This window comes from Sorangium sp. So ce693 (assembly GCF_051521375.1).
GTDB classification, from domain to species: domain Bacteria; phylum Myxococcota_A; class Polyangia; order Polyangiales; family Polyangiaceae; genus Sorangium; species Sorangium atrum.
This window is the reverse complement of sequence record NZ_CP150347.1, coordinates 7396298-7415177: the sequence shown is the minus strand read 5'-3', so window position 1 is coordinate 7415177 and position 18880 is coordinate 7396298. Positions and strand designations below refer to the sequence as shown.

The 18880-nt window shown below is 71.7% G+C and carries 14 protein-coding genes; 7 read left to right on the top strand and 7 right to left on the bottom strand.

Annotation, left to right across the window (positions count from 1 at the left end):
• Positions 1-14 precede the first annotated feature (14 nt).
• Both WMF14_RS27550 and WMF14_RS27545 read left to right on the top strand, forming a co-directional pair.
• A complete protein-coding gene (locus WMF14_RS27550; RefSeq protein WP_437790782.1) occupies positions 15-683 on the top strand; it encodes a glutathione binding-like protein in 669 nt (222 codons plus the stop codon).
• A 377-nt stretch (positions 684-1060) separates the two neighbouring features.
• Positions 1061-2296, top strand: a complete 1236-nt coding sequence (locus tag WMF14_RS27545) for a hypothetical protein (protein ID WP_437790781.1) — start codon at positions 1061-1063, stop codon at positions 2294-2296.
• A 145-nt stretch (positions 2297-2441) separates the two neighbouring features.
• Here the strand turns inward: WMF14_RS27545 and WMF14_RS27540 are convergent, their stop codons facing one another.
• Both WMF14_RS27540 and WMF14_RS27535 read right to left on the bottom strand, forming a co-directional pair.
• Positions 2442-3602 carry a PAS domain-containing protein gene (locus WMF14_RS27540; protein ID WP_437790780.1) on the bottom strand — a complete coding sequence of 387 codons (1161 nt, stop codon included), beginning with the start codon at positions 3600-3602 and terminating at the stop codon, positions 2442-2444.
• 227 nt (positions 3603-3829) lie between these two features.
• On the bottom strand, positions 3830-4651 hold the full coding sequence (locus tag WMF14_RS27535) for a hypothetical protein (RefSeq protein WP_437790779.1): 822 nt from the start codon (positions 4649-4651) through the stop codon (positions 3830-3832).
• Positions 4652-4798: 147 nt separating this feature from the next.
• Between WMF14_RS27535 and WMF14_RS27530 the strand changes: the two genes are divergently transcribed.
• The gene (locus WMF14_RS27530; protein WP_437790778.1) at positions 4799-5701 is read left to right on the top strand and encodes a nucleoside hydrolase; all 903 of its coding nucleotides are present in this window, start codon (positions 4799-4801) and stop codon (positions 5699-5701) included.
• Positions 5702-5720: 19 nt separating this feature from the next.
• Here the strand turns inward: WMF14_RS27530 and WMF14_RS27525 are convergent, their stop codons facing one another.
• Positions 5721-6413: a transcriptional regulator gene (locus tag WMF14_RS27525; RefSeq protein ID WP_437790776.1), complete on the bottom strand. Its 693-nt coding sequence runs from the start codon at positions 6411-6413 to the stop codon at positions 5721-5723.
• A gap of 294 nt (positions 6414-6707) precedes the next feature.
• Between WMF14_RS27525 and WMF14_RS27520 the strand changes: the two genes are divergently transcribed.
• Positions 6708-7574 carry a HEAT repeat domain-containing protein gene (locus WMF14_RS27520; protein WP_437790774.1) on the top strand — a complete coding sequence of 289 codons (867 nt, stop codon included), beginning with the start codon at positions 6708-6710 and terminating at the stop codon, positions 7572-7574.
• 111 nt (positions 7575-7685) lie between these two features.
• On the opposite strand, the gene WMF14_RS27515 is transcribed toward WMF14_RS27520, so the two are convergent.
• The 4 genes from WMF14_RS27515 to WMF14_RS27500 form a co-directional block, all read right to left on the bottom strand.
• Positions 7686-8453, bottom strand: coding sequence for a phosphotransferase enzyme family protein (locus tag WMF14_RS27515; protein WP_437790773.1), 768 nt, complete (start codon positions 8451-8453; stop codon positions 7686-7688).
• A 14-nt stretch (positions 8454-8467) separates the two neighbouring features.
• Positions 8468-10477, bottom strand: a complete 2010-nt coding sequence (locus WMF14_RS27510) for a PAS domain-containing hybrid sensor histidine kinase/response regulator (RefSeq protein ID WP_437790772.1) — start codon at positions 10475-10477, stop codon at positions 8468-8470.
• A complete protein-coding gene (locus WMF14_RS27505; RefSeq protein ID WP_437790770.1) occupies positions 10467-11597 on the bottom strand; it encodes a hybrid sensor histidine kinase/response regulator in 1131 nt (376 codons plus the stop codon). Before WMF14_RS27505 ends, WMF14_RS27510 begins: the two co-directional genes overlap by 11 nt.
• Before the next feature lie 387 nt (positions 11598-11984).
• Positions 11985-12767 (bottom strand): hypothetical protein, encoded by a 783-nt coding sequence (locus WMF14_RS27500; protein ID WP_437790768.1) that lies wholly within the window; start codon positions 12765-12767, stop codon positions 11985-11987.
• Positions 12768-13083: 316 nt separating this feature from the next.
• On the opposite strand from WMF14_RS27500, the gene WMF14_RS27495 reads away from it, so the two are divergent.
• The 3 genes from WMF14_RS27495 to WMF14_RS27485 are packed head-to-tail and all read left to right on the top strand — an operon-like array spanning position 13084 to position 18859.
• Complete coding sequence (locus WMF14_RS27495) at positions 13084-14817, top strand: serine/threonine-protein kinase (protein ID WP_437790767.1); 1734 nt, start codon at positions 13084-13086, stop codon at positions 14815-14817.
• A 2-nt stretch (positions 14818-14819) separates the two neighbouring features.
• The gene (locus tag WMF14_RS27490; RefSeq protein WP_437790765.1) at positions 14820-17603 is read left to right on the top strand and encodes an FG-GAP repeat domain-containing protein; all 2784 of its coding nucleotides are present in this window, start codon (positions 14820-14822) and stop codon (positions 17601-17603) included.
• A complete protein-coding gene (locus WMF14_RS27485; RefSeq protein ID WP_437790764.1) occupies positions 17600-18859 on the top strand; it encodes a PEGA domain-containing protein in 1260 nt (419 codons plus the stop codon). Before WMF14_RS27490 ends, WMF14_RS27485 begins: the two co-directional genes overlap by 4 nt.
• The last annotated feature ends 21 nt before the right edge of the window (positions 18860-18880 follow it).

Sequence of the window (18880 nt, the reverse complement as noted above, 5' to 3'; positions counted from 1 at the left end):
GTCAGGAGGTTTTCATGAAGCTCTATTTCGCTCCGCTCGCATGTTCTCTCGCCACGCGCATCGCCTTGTACGAGGCCGGCGCGGAGGCCTCGTATGTGGAGGTCGACCTGAAGACGAAGCGGACCGTGGGGGGCGCCGATTACCATGCGATCCACCCGCTCGGGTTCGTCCCTGCGCTCGAGATCGAAGGAGGCGAGATCCTCGCCGAGAACGCGGCGATCCTTCAGCTCGTGGCGGATCGGTTCCCGAAGGCGGAGCTCGCGCCGCGGGATCCGCTCGGCCGGGCGCGCCTCCAGCAGTGGCTCGGCTTCATCGGGAGCGAGCTCCACAAGGCGGTCTACAGCCCGCTGCTGAACAAGACGGCCGCGCCCGAGGTCAAGGCCTATGCGCTGGCCGGGGCGCCGCGCCGCCTCGGCTGGGTGGCCGAACGGCTCGAAGGGCGGGAGTTCCTGCTCGACCGCTTCTCGGTCGCCGACGCCTACCTCTTCGCGGTGCTCAACTGGTCCGTGGTCACGCCGATCGACCTGAAGTCCTGGCCGGCGCTCGCCGCGTACCATGCGCGCCTCCACGGACGTCCCGCCGTGGCGCGCGCCTTCGCCGAGGAGCGGGAGGGCTACTTCCGGGAGCAAGCGCGGCACGCGAAGGCCGCCGAGGCCGTCGACGCGCCGGCGCCGAACGGTTGACCCGAGCGGATCGCGCCCGGCCCGCCCGGCGAGGGGCGCGCCGGGCGCGGCGCGATCTCGGAACGGCCCGGGCGACGATGGCGTGTGATGCGAGCCGACAGCGGGGATGGCATGCGAGAGCAGGCGACGGCAGGCGCGAGGCGATGAGGGCGACGAGAAGCGGCGAGGCGATGGCCGGGGGGGAGGCGACGGCCGCGATGAATGATGGCGGGGGATTGCGCAACCAACCATAGATCGCCGGAGGCTGACGGCCGGCGGCCGGCGACGCACGACCTACGCGCCACGGGCAACGCGCAAAAAGCAACGGCCGCGCGACGTTATGGATCGCTCACGAATGCCGCTTCTCACGCGCGGCCGGCTCTGATACGAGGGTCAATATGAGACACTTGCGACAACTCTTCGTATGTTCGGTCCTGGCCATTGCTGCGATCCCGGTCGGCTGCACGGCGGACGCGCCGGATGAAGCCGAGCAGGAGTCGGATGTCGGCTCGCTCAGCCTGGCCCTCGTCGGGAGCAGCTCCTCGGGCGCGACGTACCGCCTGTCCCACGCATGGTTCGATATCTACGGCCCGACGGCGCGGACCATCTACGGAGGGGGTGACGCGCCGGTGCTCACGGAGGTGCTGCCGGTCGGCGGCTACAACGTATTGCTCCAGCCGGGCTGGGTCCTCGAGCGGTGGACGGGCGGCGGCTACCAGCCCGTCTCGGCGTCCCTCACGTCGGCGAATCCGGTGGGGGTCTTCATCGGCGAAGGCACGACGACGACCGTGGCGTTTCAGTTCCGGGCAGACAGCGATGTCATTTCCGTCGGGCATGGAAGGATCGACATCGTCATCGGGGTCGACGACACGCCGCTGTACGAGAACACCGATGTGGCCTGCAGCAACGGCTACGATGACGATCTGGATGGCCGCGCGGATTGCGCCGATCCGGACTGCCAGGGGCAGCCATTCTGCGCGCCGGTGGGCGAGGACACCGATTGGGAGTGCAGCAACGGCTGGGACGACGACGGGGACGGCCTCCCGGATTGCGCCGATCCGGACTGCCAGGGGTATCCGTACTGCTCGCCGGTGTACGAGAACACCGATGTGGCCTGCAGCAATGGCTATGACGACGACGGGGATGGCCTCGCGGATTGTTCCGATCCGGAATGCCAGTGGCAGCCGTACTGCGTGCCGGTGGGCGAGGACACCGATTGGGAGTGCAGCAACGGCTGGGACGACGACGGGGACGGCCTCCCGGATTGCTCCGATCCGGACTGCCAGGGGTATCCATACTGCTCGCCGGTGTACGAGAACACCGATGTGGCCTGCACCAACGGCTACGACGACGACGGGGATGGCCTCGCGGATTGCTCCGATCCGGACTGTCAGTGGCAGCCCTACTGCGCACCGGTGCGCGAGGACACCGACTGGACGTGCAGCAACGGCGCCGATGACGACGGGGACGGCTTCGCGGATTGCGCTGATGCGGACTGCCAGTCGCAGCCGTACTGCGCACCGGGGCTCGAGAACACCGATTGGGCGTGCAGCAACGGCTATGACGACGACGCGGACGGTCTCGCGGATTGCTCCGATCCGGACTGCCAGGGGCTGTTCATCTGCGCGATATGAGGCCTCGTCATCGAGGATTTCGAGGACGGCGATTTCCACAGTGCCCCGCCGTACGCCAGCGGCATCCCGCCGTTCACGGGGCCCCGGGTGACGTGCAACGACGGGACCGCCCTGCCGATTGACGTGCTCCCCGTTCCGGGGCCTTTCAGCTCGACGGCGCTCGCGGCGCCGCGCGCGGGGTCAAGCGCTGCATGCAGTGCATCAGGCCGGCCCGCAGGTTGGCCTTGGTCACGATGGCGCTGAGGTCGAGACCCAGCGCCACCATCGTCTGGGCCACGGTCGGGCGGATGCCGCAGATGATCCCCTCGGCGCCGAGCAGCTGGATGGCCCGCACGAGCTTGATCAGGTGATCGGCGACCTTCGTGTCCACCATCTGCACGCCGGTGAGGTCGAGGACCGCGAAGCGCGCCCCGCGGCTCGAGATCGCCTCGAGCAGGCTCTCCATGGCGTCGGCCGTCCTCGCGCTGTCGACGACGCCGATCATGGGCAGCGCCAGCACGCCGTCCCACACCTCGATGATCGGCGCCGCGAGCTCCCGGATGACCCGCTGCTGCGCCTCGATCACGTCGAGCTTCGTCTGGAGTGCCTGCTGCGCGCGCTGCCCCTCCGTCACGTCGAGCGAGAACCCGACGACGGTGCTGACGTGCCCCTCTTCCTCCGCGAGGGGGACCATCCAGCTCTCCCATACACAGCCGTGCGCCTCGGCCAGCCCGTGCACCGAGTCACCGGCCAGCGCGCGCGTGACGGCGCCCCCGGCGTCCCCGTAGAGCTCAAAGATGTTTTCCCCGACGTGCTGTCCAGGTTGATGGCCGACAGCCTCCAGCCCCTTGCCTTCATGGTAGAGATACGTCCCGTCGGGATCGACGGCCCACATCGCTATCGGAAGAGCGTTGATCAAGGCGCGGAGCATCTTGTCCCGTGCCCTCAGCTCGGTCAGCTCGTCGAGCGCGCCGTCGCCGATCGGCGGGTCACGAAACGAGCCATAGACCAGTCCATCCGAGCGCGCGCTGCGCACGACGCAGGCGAGCGGTCTGTAACTACGCTCCGCGCTCATGACGCGGCCGTGGACGTGAATGGGGGCCGTGCTCTCGCGTACTTGCTCCCACCTTGTGGTGAGCGCGCTGCGGTCCTCCGGGTGGAAGAGCTCGGTCAACGGGGTTCCTTGCGCCAGCGCGGGCCCGATCGTCTGGCCCAGCGCGTCGCTCCATCGCAGCAGCGCGCCGTCGCCCCCGGCGACGAACAGCATCTCCGTGGAGTGTGCGATAAAATCATCCAGCGAGCTCAGTGCTCCGTTTGCGTCAGCCATCGTTTTCCCCTCCGCAACCGGACAGGCATACCGGGATTGCGCATAGCAAGGTAGATCGATGACCGCACGCGAATAGTAGGGCGCAATCCGCGACGCGCAGGAAGGCAAGACCTTAAACCAATCGTTGGAGCGCACGAGGGGGACATACCGCCTCGGGCGACGCTCGCCGCGCGATCTCCGGCGATCCGTACGACCGGTACGTACCGGTTCGTCCGCGCCGGAGCGGCTCAGCCGCCGGAGCCGGCGTCGCCCATAGGAATGCCGAGCAGATAGAGCTTCTTTGCTCTCCCGCCGGTCACTCCCTTCTCCCATCTGTAATCTTCACTCCGGAGCCCGCTCAACAGCTCATCCAGGTCATCGAGCGTGTAGGTCCTCGCGTTCGAGACCGCTCCATCCCATGCGAAGCACAGCGGGATGATCGGCACGATATAGGTGAAGACGAGCTGCCGCACGGTCATGGGCCTCGCCATGGGCGTGATGAGGAGGCACATCACGAAGTTGATGGGGAGGGCGAGCCACCAGAGAAACGTCGGAGTCCTGTTGTCGCTGATCTCGAATATACAGATCGGCTGCCTGCTCCGCTGGGCCGACTCCAGTATCTTCCTCGCGTCCTCCGGCCTCATGTGATGAAAGCTGCTGACCATTGTCCTGAGGCTCCTGAGACCCACAGCCCCAGCCACTTCGCTGCCGATCTTCGTGGCGTCAACCGGGGTTGTCTGGTAGGATACGTTGCTCCCTTCCTGGTTGTTGATGAGCTCCGCCGCCTCCTTGCTCGGGTACAGGTCCGTGAGTGTCAGCTGGATGCCCTCGAACCCGGGCCTCTCGCGCAGGATCCGCACGACGTCGATCATCGGCCCGCCGCTCCCGGAGCAGAGGTCGATGATGTTCGATGTGTTCGACTCCTTCAATGCTCTGGCGATCAGCCCGGCCAGCGCCTCGCTCGTGCCCAGCGCTCGGTGCATGATCACGATCAGGCGAGTCAAGCAGGCCCGTAGCCACCCGGGAAACCAGCTGAAATCCTCTATCTCGAACAGGTGTATGCGCTTCATTCGCTCCTCGGGGTCGTGCGGCCTGGCCGCGCGCAGCGGCGCGGGTCGAGCGCTGGCTCCGTCGGGCGGCCGGTCGTCTCTCCGGCTGCCCGCGCGGATCGAGTCTATTCAATTTTGCTCTTCGGCGCGATGGCATGGAGGTGCGGCGTGAAGCGCATGATCTTCGAGATGGAGACCGCGGACCCGGATGACTTCATGACGCTGCTCTGGCTCGCCGATCACCCCGACGTCGAGCTGCTCGGCGTGCTCGTCACGCCCGGCTCCGAGGATCAGTGCCGGCTGGTCCGCTGGGGGCTGGATCGCTGCGGGCGGCCGGAGGTCCCGATCGGCGCGCTGCACGGCCCCGCGTGGTGGGAGACGAGCGAGGGCAAGAAGGCGCGGGTCTCCGGCTTCCACCAGGCGTGCTACGGCCCCGGCATCCTGGAGCACCCCGTCGGCGAGGTCGCGGGCGGCCCCGCGCTTCTGGCCGAGCTGCTCCGCGACCCGGACGCCACGGTGCTCGTCGGGGCCGCGCCCAAGAACATCGGCAAGGCGTTCAAGGACGCCCCCGGGCTCCGGCTCGCTCGCTGGGTCCAGCAAGGCGGCTTCGCGGGGGACAACCTGGTCGCCGAGCCGCTCGAGAAGTTTCGCGGGCGCCTCACCTGCCCGAGCTATAACCCCGGCGGCGCGCCCCGGGAGACGCTCGCACTGCTCGCCTCACCGCAGATCGGAGAGCGCAGGTTCGTCTCGAAGAACGTCTGTCACGGGGTCGTCTACACCGAGGCCATGCGCGAGGCGCTGGGCCGCCGGGTCTCCGGGCGGTCGCCGCGGAGCGGCCTGACGGGGATGATCGACGCGCTCGATCGGTACCTGGCAGACAAGGGCGTCGGCAAGGCGATGCACGATCTCGTGGCGGCCGCCTGCGCGCTCGACGAGCGCGTCTGCGACTTCGTCGAGGTCGAGATCTACCGCGAGAAGGGCGAATGGGGGGCGCGGGCCATGGAGGGCACGAACACGCGCATCTCGGTCGCGTTCCACGAGGAGCGCTTCCTCGACGTGCTCGCGCGCTGAGCCGCCGGCGGAGCCCGCCTCACCGGGCTGCGCAGGCCTTGCGGAGGGCGCGCGCCCTGTCGATGCACGCGGCGAGGGCGTCCTCGGGCGGCTCGTCCGGGCACGCGGCCTCGAAGGCGCGAATGGCGTCGCGGAGCCCCCCTGTGCCGCCGACGCCCAGATCGAGCTTGTGCTTGTGGTCGTCGTCGTCGCCGCCGGCGAGCAGGAGCGTTCCGACGACGGCGCCCACGACGACGACGCCCGTGACGACGCCCGCCACGATCACGCCCGTCTTGCCGTCCACGTCCGGCGGCTCCGCGTCCGGGAGCGACGGCGTGCCCACCGGGGGCGGCTTGGCTTCGAGGCCCGCGGCGAGCGCGGTGGTGGCGATGCCGCCCGCGAGCCCCAGGCCGCCGATGACGAGGCTCGACAGCGTGAGCGCGCTCGGCCCCGCGTCCGCGCGTGCGCTCACGCTGGCGGAGAGGCGCACCTGCGCCGCGTTGCACGCGGCGTAGGCGTCGAGGCGGTGGATCTCGAGCGACGCGCGGGGCGCGGTCTCGGGCGGCAGCTTCGCCGCGAGGATGATGTCGTCCGCCGATCGCCGGAACGTGAGAGGTGCGAGCGGCTCGGGGGCGGCCGCGGGCGGCGTGGAGGCCTTGCCGCAGCCGGCCAGTCCACACGCGATGAGCAAGAGCGTCGTGCAGGAGAGGGCATGATCGCGCCTTCGGGTCATACAGCCACGCTACGCCGATCGAGCGCGGCTTCGTCGAGCGAAATTGGCTCGTCGCAGATCGGAACGATCGCCGGCGAGCGGGCTGAGCCTGGATGACAACGTGGTGGGGTCGACGCGTCGAGGAGCGGAAGGTGCGATATGCGCAGGCCTGTTGGCCGTCTCGAACGTGAGCCCCACCGCGTGTGTTAAGATACCACCCCTGGCGGCCGGCCTCGCGTTTCGCGGGAAGATGCCCGGTCACGGCGAGGGTCTTCGCAGGATGGGATTCGAGCGGGCGTTGCGCGAGGTCAGGAGATGAGCACGGCCGATCGCCGGCGGCCGGCGGATGTCCTCGAGGCGCTTCTCCGGGAGCCGCAGCGTCGCGCGCTGTGGCACGCGTCGGCCAGAGCGCTCATGCCGTTCGGCCGCGGTCCGGTGCCCGCCGAGCTCTCGGCCGACCTTCTGGTGCGGGCTCTCGACCTGCGACGTCCTGCCGAGGGGTACGACGAGAAGCTCTATGCACGTCTGGACGTCGCGCACCTGCGCGGCCACGTTGCGCGCGCGCTCGGGAGGATGGGCCGTCGCGCCGCCGTCGCGGTGCCGGTGCTCGTCGAGACGCTGCGCGAGCCGCTCGGGGAGCGGTGCTCGCCCATGTGCTGCTCGGCCTCGTCCGTGCGTCACGAGCAGATCCTCGCCCGGGTCAGCGTGCTCGATGCGCTGCGCCGGCTGGGCCCGCAGGCGGGGAAGGGCGTGCCGGCCGACGTCGTGGCGGCGCTCCTCGCGCCGGCGTCCCGCAGGATCGCCCTGAGCGCGGCGGAGCTCCTCGCGCGACATCCGGAGAGCGCGCTTCACCACCGCGCGGCGCTGCTCGAGGCGCTCGAGCATCCGTACGCGCCCGTGGTCGAGGCGGCCGCGCGCGGGCTCTCGCGGGCGGCCCCGAGCGCCGCGCGCGAGGCGGTGCGTCCTCTGACGACGCTGCTCCGACACGAGCAGGGCGGCGTGCGGCGCGCCGCGATCCGGGCGCTCGTCGCGATGCGCCCGGGCGCGAAGGGAAGCGAGATCGCGCGGGCGGAGGAGCGCTTCGTGTGGCTCGCCGAGCGCGATCCGGACGCCGCCGTGCGGGCGGTGGCCCGCCGCGCTCTCGGGTCGCTCGAGGGCCCATCGGGGGTCGACGGTGGCTAGGACTTCCGCTCGCGGCGCGCGCGCTCGTTCTCCGCGTTGGCCTGGATACGGAGCGCCTCCGAGCCCGGTTCCCTCTGGGCCCCTCGATGGCTGGCGGGGGGTGTCGGCCCATCACGGGGTGAATGCCCGCAGCAGCCGATCGCGCTGCGCCCGCACATAGCGGATGTCCTCTTCGTACAACGCAGGGTGGCCGGCCGCGATGTGTGCCTGGGATGCGGTGTCGCCGGCCGCGGCCCGCGCGCGCATGGAGGCGAGCAGCGCCGCCAGCCGGTCGGCCACGGTGTCGAGCAACAGGGGCCCGGGCGCGAAGCCATAAGCGCGGCAGAACCGAGCTGCGTGCCGCGCCTGGTCCTCGGGGCTGCCGGCGCTGTCCGGGTTGCTCGGCGCGTGCAGCGGCGCGAAACGATAGACAGCGTACGCCACGTCCCACACGCGCGGTCCCGGATGAGCGGTATCGAAATCGATGAAGCCGACGACCCGGCCGTCGCGGACGACACAGTTGTAGGGCGCGAGGTCGCCGTGACAGATGACCTCGGCCGGTGGGCGGGGCGGGAGCTGCCACCGGTCGTCCGGCCCCGACACGAACGTCGCGCTGGCGTCGTGGAACCGGCGCAGCAGGGTGGCGGCGGACGCGAGGAGCTCGGGAGTGCGCAGCTCGGCCGGGAGCGGGTTGTGTACCTCGCCATCGAGGTACGACAGCACCTCGTTCCCCTCGTCGTCGCACCCGAGCGGCTCCGGCGCCGCGTCGAAGCCCGCCGCACGTAGGTGCCGCAGCAGCCGGTGGATGGCAGGCGTGGCCGCCGTCGCGGGCCGGTGGACCCTGTCGCCGCGCCGGCGCACGGTGTTCACGCCGCCCTTGAATACCTGCTCGTCGACCATCCAGCCTCGGCGCGCTACGGCGGGAGAAGGAGCTCCTCGAGGACGGTGGTCAGCTCGTCGACCCTCACCGGCTTGGTCAGGTACCGGTAGAACCCGGCCTGCTCGGCGCGGCGGGTATCCCGGGCCATCGCCGCCGCGCTGAGCGCGATCACGGGGATATCGCGCGTCTCCGGCCACTCCTCGAGCTTGCGCATGGCCTCGTAGCCGCTCATCCCGGGGAGGTTGATGTCCATGATGACGACCTCGGGTTGACGCGAGCGCGCGAGCTCGATGCCGATCTCGGCGTTCGGCGCGGTGATCAGGTGGACGCGCTCGAACTCGGAGATGAGCTCCTCCATGAACGCGATGTTCGACGGGTTGTCTTCGACGTACAGGACCGAATGGCGGACGCCGCCGGGCCCGGCGAGCGGCGACGCCTCCAGGCGCGCGCCCGCCTGCGCCGGGGCGGCGACCGCCGGCGGCTCCTGGTGGGCCGGGAGCTCGATCCAGAACTCGGACCCTTCGCCCGGGATGCTGGCGAAGCCGACGCCGCCGCCCATGAGCTCCGCGAGCCGCTTCGTGATGGCGAGGCCGATCCCGGTCCCCTCGATCGGCCCCGTCTCCTGACCGGCGCGCTGGAAGGGCTGGAAGATCTTCGCGTGCTGCTCCTGGGGGATGCCGATGCCGTTGTCGATCACGCAGATCTTCACGACCCCGTCCTCCGGCATCGAGACCGCGATCGTGGCGCGGCCCCCCCTGCGGCCGTACTTGATCGCGTTCGAGCCGTAGTTCATGAGGATCTGCGCGAAGCGCGTGCGATCCGCCGTGATCTTCGGGAGCTCCGCGGGGAGGGGCGCGAGCGCGATCTCGATCCCGGCGCGCTGGGCCATCGGGTCGAGCGTCGTTTTCACCTCGGCCAGCACCTCGGAGACGTTCACCGGCTCGATCGATACAGTGACGCGGCCCGCCTCGATGCGCGAGAGGTCCAGGATGTCGTCGATGAGCTTGAGCAGGTGCTCGCCGCCCTTGAGGACGTGCTCTATCCGCTCCTTCTGGCGATCGGTGAGCGGCGTCTTCCTGTCGCGGTGCAGGAGCTGGGCGAAGCCGAGGATCGCGTTGAGCGGCGTGCGGAGCTCGTGGCTCATCGAGGCGAGGAACTCGCTCTTCGCGGAGCTCGCGGCCTCGGCGATGCCCCGCGCCTTGCGGAGCTCCTCCTCGCGCTGCACGTCGCCGGTCATGTCCCAGAGGGTGCACACGGTCCCGCCCTCGGCCGTGCGGCGCTCTGTCGCGCGCAGGCTGCGCCCGTCGCTCGTGCAGAGATCCAGCGTGCCATTCGGCTCCGCGTGGTAGGCGAGCATCCTCTCGCGGAAGGCGGCCGGAGGCTCGCCGCCGAGGGCGAACAGCCCCGCGGCGAGGCTCTCGCCGAGGATCTCATCATAGCTCCGCCCCACCATGGGGCCGTCCACCCGCGCGCCGAGCCAGTGCCGGTACACGCTGTTGCAGAGCGCGAGCCGATCCTGCGCGTCGAACACGGCGAACGCGCCCTGGAAGCTCTCCACCGCGCTCCGCAGGAGGTCGCTCGTGCGTTGCGCCACGGCCTCCAGGCGCTTGCGATCGCTGATGTCGCGGATGGCGCTCGAGAAGAGGGTGCCCCCCTCGGTCGCCAGCGGGCTGAGGCTGATCTCGACAGGGAACTCGCCGCCGTCCCTCCGGCGGCCGAACAGCTCCAGCCCCGACCCCATGGGGCGCGCCTTGGGCGAGGCGATGAACGCCGAGCGGTTCGCGACGTGAGACCGCTGGAATCGCTCCGGGAGCAGGATCTCGATCGCCTGCCCGATGAGCTCGCCGCGCGTGTAGCCGAACATTCGCTCGGTCTGGACGTTGACGAACACGATACGTCCCTGTTCGTCGACGACCACCATGGCGTCGGGCGCCGCGTCGATGAGCAGGCGGAACGTGCCGTCGTCGAGCTGGCGAGCGCCAGGTGCCTGGGGCGCCGGCTCGGGTGCAGGCAGGCGCTCGGCGGAGGAGATTTCATGGGTCATCGGGGAACCTCACACAGAACACGGCGCCAGGCGCGTTGTCCTCGATCCGGATGGTCCCGCCGTGCGCCTCGACGGCCATCTTGCAGAACGCGAGCCCGAGGCCGCGGCCGGCGCGGTGGAGGGCTGGAGCGTCGCCTCCGAGCTGGACGAAGCGATCGAACACCTGCTCGCGCAGCTCGGCGGGGATGCCCGGCCCCGAGTCCGCGACGCGGATCTCCACCGCGGCGCCGCGCTTCATGGCGCTCACGGTCACCGCCGTCCCGGGCGGGGCGTGGACGATCGCGTTCTCGAGGAGGTTCTCGATCGTGCGGCGGAGCAGGTCCGGGTCGGCCCGGACGGCGGGCGCCTCGACGGCCTCGCGCAGCGAGATCGAGCGGGAGCTCGCGCGCAGGTCGAGCGCGGCGAACACCTCGAGGACGAGCGCGCGGAGATCGACGCTCGCTCGCTCGGGGACGAGCCTCCCCTCCTCGCTCTTGCTGATGTCGAGCAGGTTGTAGATGAGCCGCAGCAGGGCGCGCGCCTGGTCGCGGATGTGCCGCGCGGAGTCGCGCGCCTCCTCCGGGAGCGCGCGGTCCCGGAGCAGGAACTGCGCGTGCAGGTCCATGCTGCTGACGGGGTTCTTCAGATCGTGCACGACGAACGCCGTGAGCCGCTCTTTCTGGAGCTGGAGGCGCATCAGCGCGTCGCGCTGCTGCCGGACGAGCTCGACGTGGTCGCGCAGCTCCGCGCCGAGCCGGCGCAGCCGCAGGGCGGCCTGCACCCGCACGAGCAGCTCCGACGGGCGGATCGGCTTCGTCAGGAAGTCGTCGCCCCCGGCGCGCAGCGCGCTGTCGAACGTGTCGACGTCGCGGAGCGCCGTCAAGAACACGATCGGCGTGCTGGCGCCCTCGGGCAGGCTGCGGATCCGGGAGCACACGGCGAACCCGTCCATCCCCGGCATCCGCACGTCGAGGAGCACGCAATCGGGCTTGTGGAGCTCGAATTGCTGGATCCCCTCCTCGCCCGTGACGGCGAGCACGACCTCGTAGCCGTCGTCCTCGAGCGTGGCCTGCGCCAGGGCGCGGTTCTGCTCATTGTCATCGACGACCAGCACCTTGGATCTCGGCTCGTGCTGTTCCATACGCCCTCGGCTACGGGCGCAACGTTACATGAGCGGCAACGGCCCTACCATAGCGTTCAGGTCATGGTCGTCCGCTGGACGGCGCCCCGAACCTGTCGTGACAGTGCCAAGATTGCCGTATTTGCCCGTTCTCCGCGCTGCGAGGCGCTACGTCAGCGTCCCGTTACATCGTTTCCCTCGTGGCTTCTGGTGGCGCCGGCTCCGCGAGGGAGGGAGTGCAGCGCAACGCATCGAAAGGAGGCTGTCATGAACATCATTCGTCGCCAGGAGAACAAACTGGCTCTGTCGGGAGCCTCCTTGGATTCGAGTCTCTGGACGCCCATCGGCGGCGTGACGCTCAACCCCTCAAGCTCACGGCGCGAAACCACGCATGAGGTTGTGACCCGCTCAGCGGTCAACGCTCTTGATTCCCATTGCACGCACCGCGAGCGCCGCGAGCAGCGCGCACAGCCACGCGAAGCCGTAAGCGGCCGCCGGGGACACCCACGCGAGCCCCACGTGCAACGCCACGAAGAAGGAGGCGAAGCCGAGCAGGCCGCGCACGAAGCCCGCGAGCAAGGCCACCGTGGCGGCGGCGCCGTGCCTGGGCAGGGTGAAGCACGGCAGGACGTTGCCGGTGATCGGGATCGCGATGAGCAGGCCGCTGAAGCCCGCCGGCGCGGCGCCAGCGCTGCGCACGATGCACCAGGCCATGGCCATCGCCGCGGCCACGCGGCAGGCGAGCTCGACGCGGGGGATGGTCACCGCCGCGGGCGGCTCGCGCCGGCGTGGCAGGGCGAGCGCGCCCAGGGCGGGCGACACCAGCGCTGCGGCGCACGCGAGCGGCGGGGGCAACCGCAGCGCGAGCAGCGCCGCGCCCACCGACAGGAAGGCCGCGTTGGCCGTGAGCAGCGCCACGCCCCAGCGCCGCCCCCACCGCGCGCACCAGGCGAAGGTGAGCACATGAACGATCGTGGCCGGGACACACGCCAGCGTCGCGAGCGCGATCGCGCCGGCGTGGGCCGGCGTCTCCTGCATCAGCACGAAGCCCATGATCGGGCCCACGATCATCGGCAGTCCGGCGAGCGTGCCGCCCACCGCGTGGCCGAAGCGGCGCGCCGCCAGCGAGGAGAGCAGCACCGACGCGCCCACCAGCGCGAGCTTCAGCAGCACGAAGGCCCGTGCCTCCATCGATCGCGCCGCACGGCACGCATGGGTCGCGGGGCCCTGTAGGGGCACACCTCGTGTGAGACAATGCCAGAGGCTCTCCTGCTCGACGCCGCGAGGTGGTCAGACCTCCGGCGCGCGCCGCACCACGCAGCGCAGCGCGGCGAGGCCGGGCCTCGACGCGGCGAGCGGCGAGCGGCGAGCGGCGACGAACGACGCGGCGCCGAAGGGACGCGCCACGTTGCGCCCGCCCGCCGGAGCGCGGGGCTCTCGCCGGTTTGCGACGCTCGGGGCTCTGGGCTGCGCCGCGCTCCCCGTGTACGCTCTCCGTGGATTTCTCATGTCGACATGCCCTACGTGCCGAACCGAGCATGCGGACGGCGTCGCTGCCTGCGCGACGGACGGCGAGACGCTCGCGGCGGAGCCCGCGCCGCCCGGCGCCGATCCGGAGCTCGCGCCGGGCACCCCGGTCGGCGAGTACCGCGTCGAGGCGAAGATCGGGGCGGGGGGCTTCGGCACGGTCTACCGCGCGATCCACCCCGTCATCGGCAAGGCGGCGGCCATCAAGGTCCTGAGCCGCCAGTGCTCCGCGAACCCGCAGCTCGTCTCCCGCTTCGTCGCGGAGGCGCGGGCCGTGAACCAGATCAGGCACCGCAACATCATCGACATCTTCTCGTTCGGCGCCCTCGAGGACGGCCGGCACTACTACGTGATGGAGCTGCTCGAGGGGATGACCCTCGACGCCTACCGCCGCAAGCGCGGGCGCCTCCCGCCCGCAGAGGCGCTGCCCATCCTCGTCAAGATCGCGCGCGCGCTCGACGCCGCGCACGCCGCGGGCATCGCGCACCGCGATCTCAAGCCCGAGAACGTGTTCCTGGTCTTCGACGAGGACGGCGCGATCTTCCCGAAGCTGCTCGACTTCGGCATCGCCAAGCTGCTCGGCGAGTCCTCGGGCGCGGTGCACAAGACGCGGACGGGGCACCTGATCGGGACGCCGCTCTACATGTCCCCCGAGCAGTGCCGCGGAAAGAACGTCGATCACCGGACGGACATCTACTCGTTCGGGATCCTCGCGCACGAGCTGCTCGCCGGCGCGCCGCCGTTCGACGCCGAGAACGCGTTCGACCTCCTGATCAAGCACACGTCGGAGGCGGCGCCCCCCGTGTCGACCGTGGCGACGCACCTCTCGCCGGCGCTCGACGCGCCGCTGCTGCGGATGCTCGAGAAGGACCCCGCGAGCCGCCCGGCGTCGCTGCTCGAGGCGACCGTGGCGCTCGTGGAGGCCGCGCGCGGCGCGGGGTACGAGCTGCCCGGGGGCCTGCTGCGGGCGAGCGACGCAGCCGTCGGGCGCGGCGCCGGCGAGGCCGCCGCGGGGCGCCGCGCGCGCGCCGCGGCCGCGGCGCCGCTGGACGCTGGGCTCGCACCGACGCAGCGCGGTCCCGTCGCGGAAGCGAGCTCGGGGCTGCACGGGAACGAGACGCTCCTGCAGGGATCGCTGCCGGGCAAGCTGGAGAGCACGCCGGCTGCGGCGCCGCGGCGGAGGGCGGCGCTCGCCGCGGCCGCCGTCCTCGGCGTCGCCGTGGCCGCGGCGCTCACGCTGCACTTCGGGCACATGCACCTCGGGCACGGCGAGCCGGTGGCCGATGCGCTGCGCGCGCACGCATCGGCCGCAGCGGAGTCGGCCGCGCTGGTCGCCCCGGTCCTGCCGGCTTCCGCCGTCGCCGCGGCCGCGCCGGAGTCGGCCGCGCCGTCTCCGTCGCTGGAGGCGACCGCCGCGACCGCGCCCGCGGCGAGCGCCGACGCGGCGCCGCCCGACGTCGAGCTGCGGATCCAGGCGACGCCGAAGGAGCTCGAGGTGTGGAGCGAGGGCAAGCTCGTCGGCAAGGCGCCGGGGCCGCTGCGCCTGGCGCGCGGTCGCGCCGTGAAGCTCACCTTCAAGGCGCCCGGGTACCAGGACCAGGCGCAGGAGGTCCCGGCCGAAGCGGACGGCGCGCTCACCGTGGCGTTGAAGAGGGCGGCGTCGACCGCGCGGGGCGCCGTCAGGAAGGGCGACCTGGAAAACCCGTTCCAGTGAGCATGCGCGCGCGGCCCAGCTTCAGGCGACGGGTGCGGGCGATCGGGGGTGCCGCGGCGCTGCTCGTCGCGGCTGCCGGCTCGACCGGATGCGAGGAGCTCGGCGAGATCTCCCCGGGCGTGTGCGGCAACGGCGTCATCGAGCCGTCGCGCAACGAGGACTGCGACTGCTTCGAGGCCAGCGAGCCCTGCGAGGTGACGACGCGGGATGCGCAGGGCGCGACCTCGAAGACCATGTGCAACCCGGCCGGAAGCGAGAACGAGTGCCGCTTCTCGTGCGACGACGTGGACCACGAGTGCCCGAGCGGGTGGGGCTGCGGGGTCGACCGCGTGTGCCGCGTCTCCACGGGCAATTTCAAGCCGCTCGGCGCCGCGCTGCCGCTCGGCGCGCAGCGGCTGATCACGGGTGATCTCGACGGCGATGGCCGCGGCGATCTCGTTGGCGTCGGCTCGACGAGCCTCGAGGCGCTCTATTTCGATGCGAACAGCACGGTGGGGACCCAGGTGTCGATCCCCTCCGCGGGGGACACGCCCGCGCTCGCGCGCCTCACCGACGACGGGACGACGGACATCGCGCTCAGCGTGGGGCCTGGCGTGGCGATCCTGAGCGGCGAGCCCGGCCGCACGTTCGCGCCGGTCCCCGTGCTCGCGTCCGTGTTTCGCCTGGGTTCGCTGCTCGGCGCGGCGTCCGAGACGACGACCCTCCGCGGCGCGCGGCTCTTGCCCGTCGGCAGCACGCGCGACGACGGACAGACGTGGGTCGCCCTGGTCGTCGGGACCGACATGCGTGGGGCGGCGCCGGAGGACGTCATCGCCGTCGTGCAGGGGTCGGAGAGCGGCCGGCTGTCGCTCATCGATCGGCAGCGCGGGCTGCGCGACGTCGCCGGTCCGCTCGCAAGCGCGGAGCTCGGCGGCGGCCCGCTCCACGAGGTGGTCGTCGCCCTCACGGACGACTCGGCCGTGCATATCTACTCGCCGGACGACGGCGCGCACACCGCGGTGGAGCTCCCGGCCGGCGCGCGGATCGCGGGCGCGGCCTTCCTCCGGGACGTGACCGGCGACGGCGTCCTCGATCTGCTCGTGGGCGCCACGTGCGCGCAGCCTGACCCCCGCTTGCCCGCGGACGCGCCCTGCTACGAGCTCGACGTCGCGGAGGGCGCAGGCGGCGGCGCGTTCGGCGAGTTGGCGCCGTACGGCGATCTCTCGTACCCGGCGGGCGACATGAGCTCCGAGCGCTTGCCCGGCTTCGGGGCCCCCGTCGCGATCGGTGATCTCAACGGCGACGGCGTGATCGACATCGTGGATCCCGACGCCGTGAGGCTCGGAGAGGCCCGGCCGTCTCCTCCCTACCAGGTCGAGTTCGGCCGGCTCGCGCCGGCGAACGGCCGGCGCTGGACCAGCGCGGTGATCGCAGACCTGACCGGCAACGGCGCGCCCGACGTCGTCGCCGGCTCCGCGGACGCGACGGATCTGACGTTCTTCAACGGCGTCCCCGGCGCGCAGGCCTCCGACTTCAAGCTCAACGAGCTCAAGATCCCGACGCTGGGCAACGTCTCGAGCTTCGTCGTGGGCGACTTCGACGGCGATCTCCTGCCGGACCTCTCGTTCGCCGAGAGCGCCGGGAGCTCGCTGTCGAGCGCGGATCACCCGACGCTGGCCGTCTGCTTCGGCCGGTACATGAAGGCGCCGGAGCCGCCGGTGCGGCTCGGCGCCTTCGAGGGGCTCCTCGACATCGCGGCGGTGCGGCTCCCCGAGCCGGACGACGCCGTGGACGACATCAGCGTGCTCTTCTCGCACGGCGGGGACGTCGCGTTCAGCCTCATCGAGGGCAGCAGCTCGCGGTCGCTGCTGCCGCCGCTGCCGCTCGTCCGCTCGGGCGACGTGCGGCAGGCAGGCGAGCTGCGCGCCGTGAGGAGCATCGCCGGCCGCTTCGGGGGCGATCGGGCGGAGGTCGCCTCGCTGACGATCGCGCCTCCGAACCCTGGCTCCTCCCGGGGCTCGGCCGAGCTCTGGCTCCTGCCGGCGGTCGACTCGGGCGCCATCGCCATGGCCGACGAGGCCAAGCACCGCGTCTCGCTCCCCGCGGAGCTCGTTCCCTCCCGGGAGCCCGCGTGGGCGCTGGATGGGGTCGCCGTCGATCTCGACAGCGATGGAACCGATGAGCTCGTCCTCTCGCTGCCGATCGAGGTCGCGGAGGAGGACGCAGCGGCGGAGGCGGGGACGCCGGCCCTGGCCGGCGCGATCGCCCTCGTGCGCCGTAGCGCGAGCGGCGCCTTCGAGGCGCCGGAGGCGGCCTTCGCGCCCGCGCCTCACAGGCTGTACGGGGGGCTCCGCGCCGGCGACATGGACGGCGACGGGCACGCGGACGTCGTGGGCATCGCGTACGAGCTGGCGCCAGGGACCCGCAGGATCACGGCGAGCCGGCTCGCCGTCTTCTGGAACACGGGCGATGGCACGATCGAGGCGCCGATCGAGCTCGAGGCGCCCGACCCCAGCCTCGAGGACCTGGCGAGCGAGGTCACCAGCGCCGACTTCGCCCGCGTGGACGCGGGGGCAGGGAGGTCGCTCGTCGTGCTCACGCGCAGCGCGGCCTACGCGCTCGACGTGTGCAGCGAGGGCGCGGCGGACTGCCATGACCTCGGCCAGCGCGAGATCCGCAAGCTCGATGGCCTCCCCGGCGGCTCTGCGATCGCGACGTGCGACGTCCTCGGCGATGGGGTCGACGATCTCGCGGTGCTCAGCGACGGCGCGCTCCGCGTCCACGAAGGAGTCCCGATCCGCCGATGAAGACCTCGCTATGCGCCGTGCTCATGGCCCTCGCGGCGACCGCGCTCGCGCCGAGCGCGGCCTCGGCGGAGGAGGACATCGAGCAGGCGAAGGCGCTCTACAACGCCGGCGCCCAGGCCTACGCCGCGACACGGTACCGCGACGCGGTGCAGTCGTTCGAGGCGGCGTACAGGAAGGCGCCGCGCCCCGCCCTCCTGTTCTCGCTGGCCCAGGCCTACCGGCGCCTGTACGTGGTCGAGCAGAGCCCCGAGGCGCTGCGGGCGGCCATCGCGAACTACCGGCGCTACCTGGAGCAGGTCCCGCAGGGCGGGCGACGAGCGGACGCGACCGAGGCCCTGAGCGAGCTCGGGGTGATGGCCGCGCGCCTCGAGGCGAGCGCTCCGTCGTCGCCCGCCGCGCCCGCCGCGGCGGAGGCGACGCCGGCCGACGTCAGGCCGCGGACCCGCATCAACGTCACCTCGCCGACCGCGGGGGCCCGCGTGTCCATCGACGGCGGCGCGCTGGCCGACGTGCCGCTGATGGCCGAGGTGCAGCCGGGCAAGCACCGGATCAAGATCACGGCCGACGGCCACGTCGACGAGGAGCGCGAGGTGGTCGCGATCGAGGGGGACATCCTCGGGATCGACCGGGAGCTGCGCGAGCGGCCGGCGCTCCTCCAGGTGAAGGCCCCCGTCGGCGCGCAGGTCACGCTGGACGGGCGCCTCGTCGGCACGACGCCGCTGCCGCCCCTCCAGGTCGCCCCCGGCAAGCGGTTCTTCGTCGCCACGAAGAACGGCCACACGCCGTTCTCGCGCGAGCTGACGCTCCGCCGCGGCGAGCGCCGTGTCATCGAGGTGAGCCTCTCGAGCTCCTTCCAGCGGAAGATGTCCTATGGCCTCGTCGCGGTGGGGGTCCTGTCCGCCGGCGTCGGCGTGCTGACGCTGACCTCGAGCCTCGCGGAAGAGGAGACGGCGCGCGAGATCGCGGACAAGCGCGCGGTGCAGGGGATCTCCGAGGAGGAGCTGGGCGACTACCAGGCTCACCTCGACACGCGCGACGAGCTCGCGAACGCGACCATGGGCCTGTTCGGCACGGCCGCGGCGTTCGCCCTCGGCGGCTTCGTGTTCTACGCGTTCGACACGCCGAACCCGCCGCCGCTGCCCGCGCGCACGGACCCTGCGCCCGCGCGCACGGGCGGCCCGATGCTCGAGCTCTCGGCCGTGCCGATCCTCGGGCCGGGGCTCGGCGGGGCGGGGCTCGTCGGCCGGTTCTGGTGAAGGCACCGCGGCGCGGGTCGC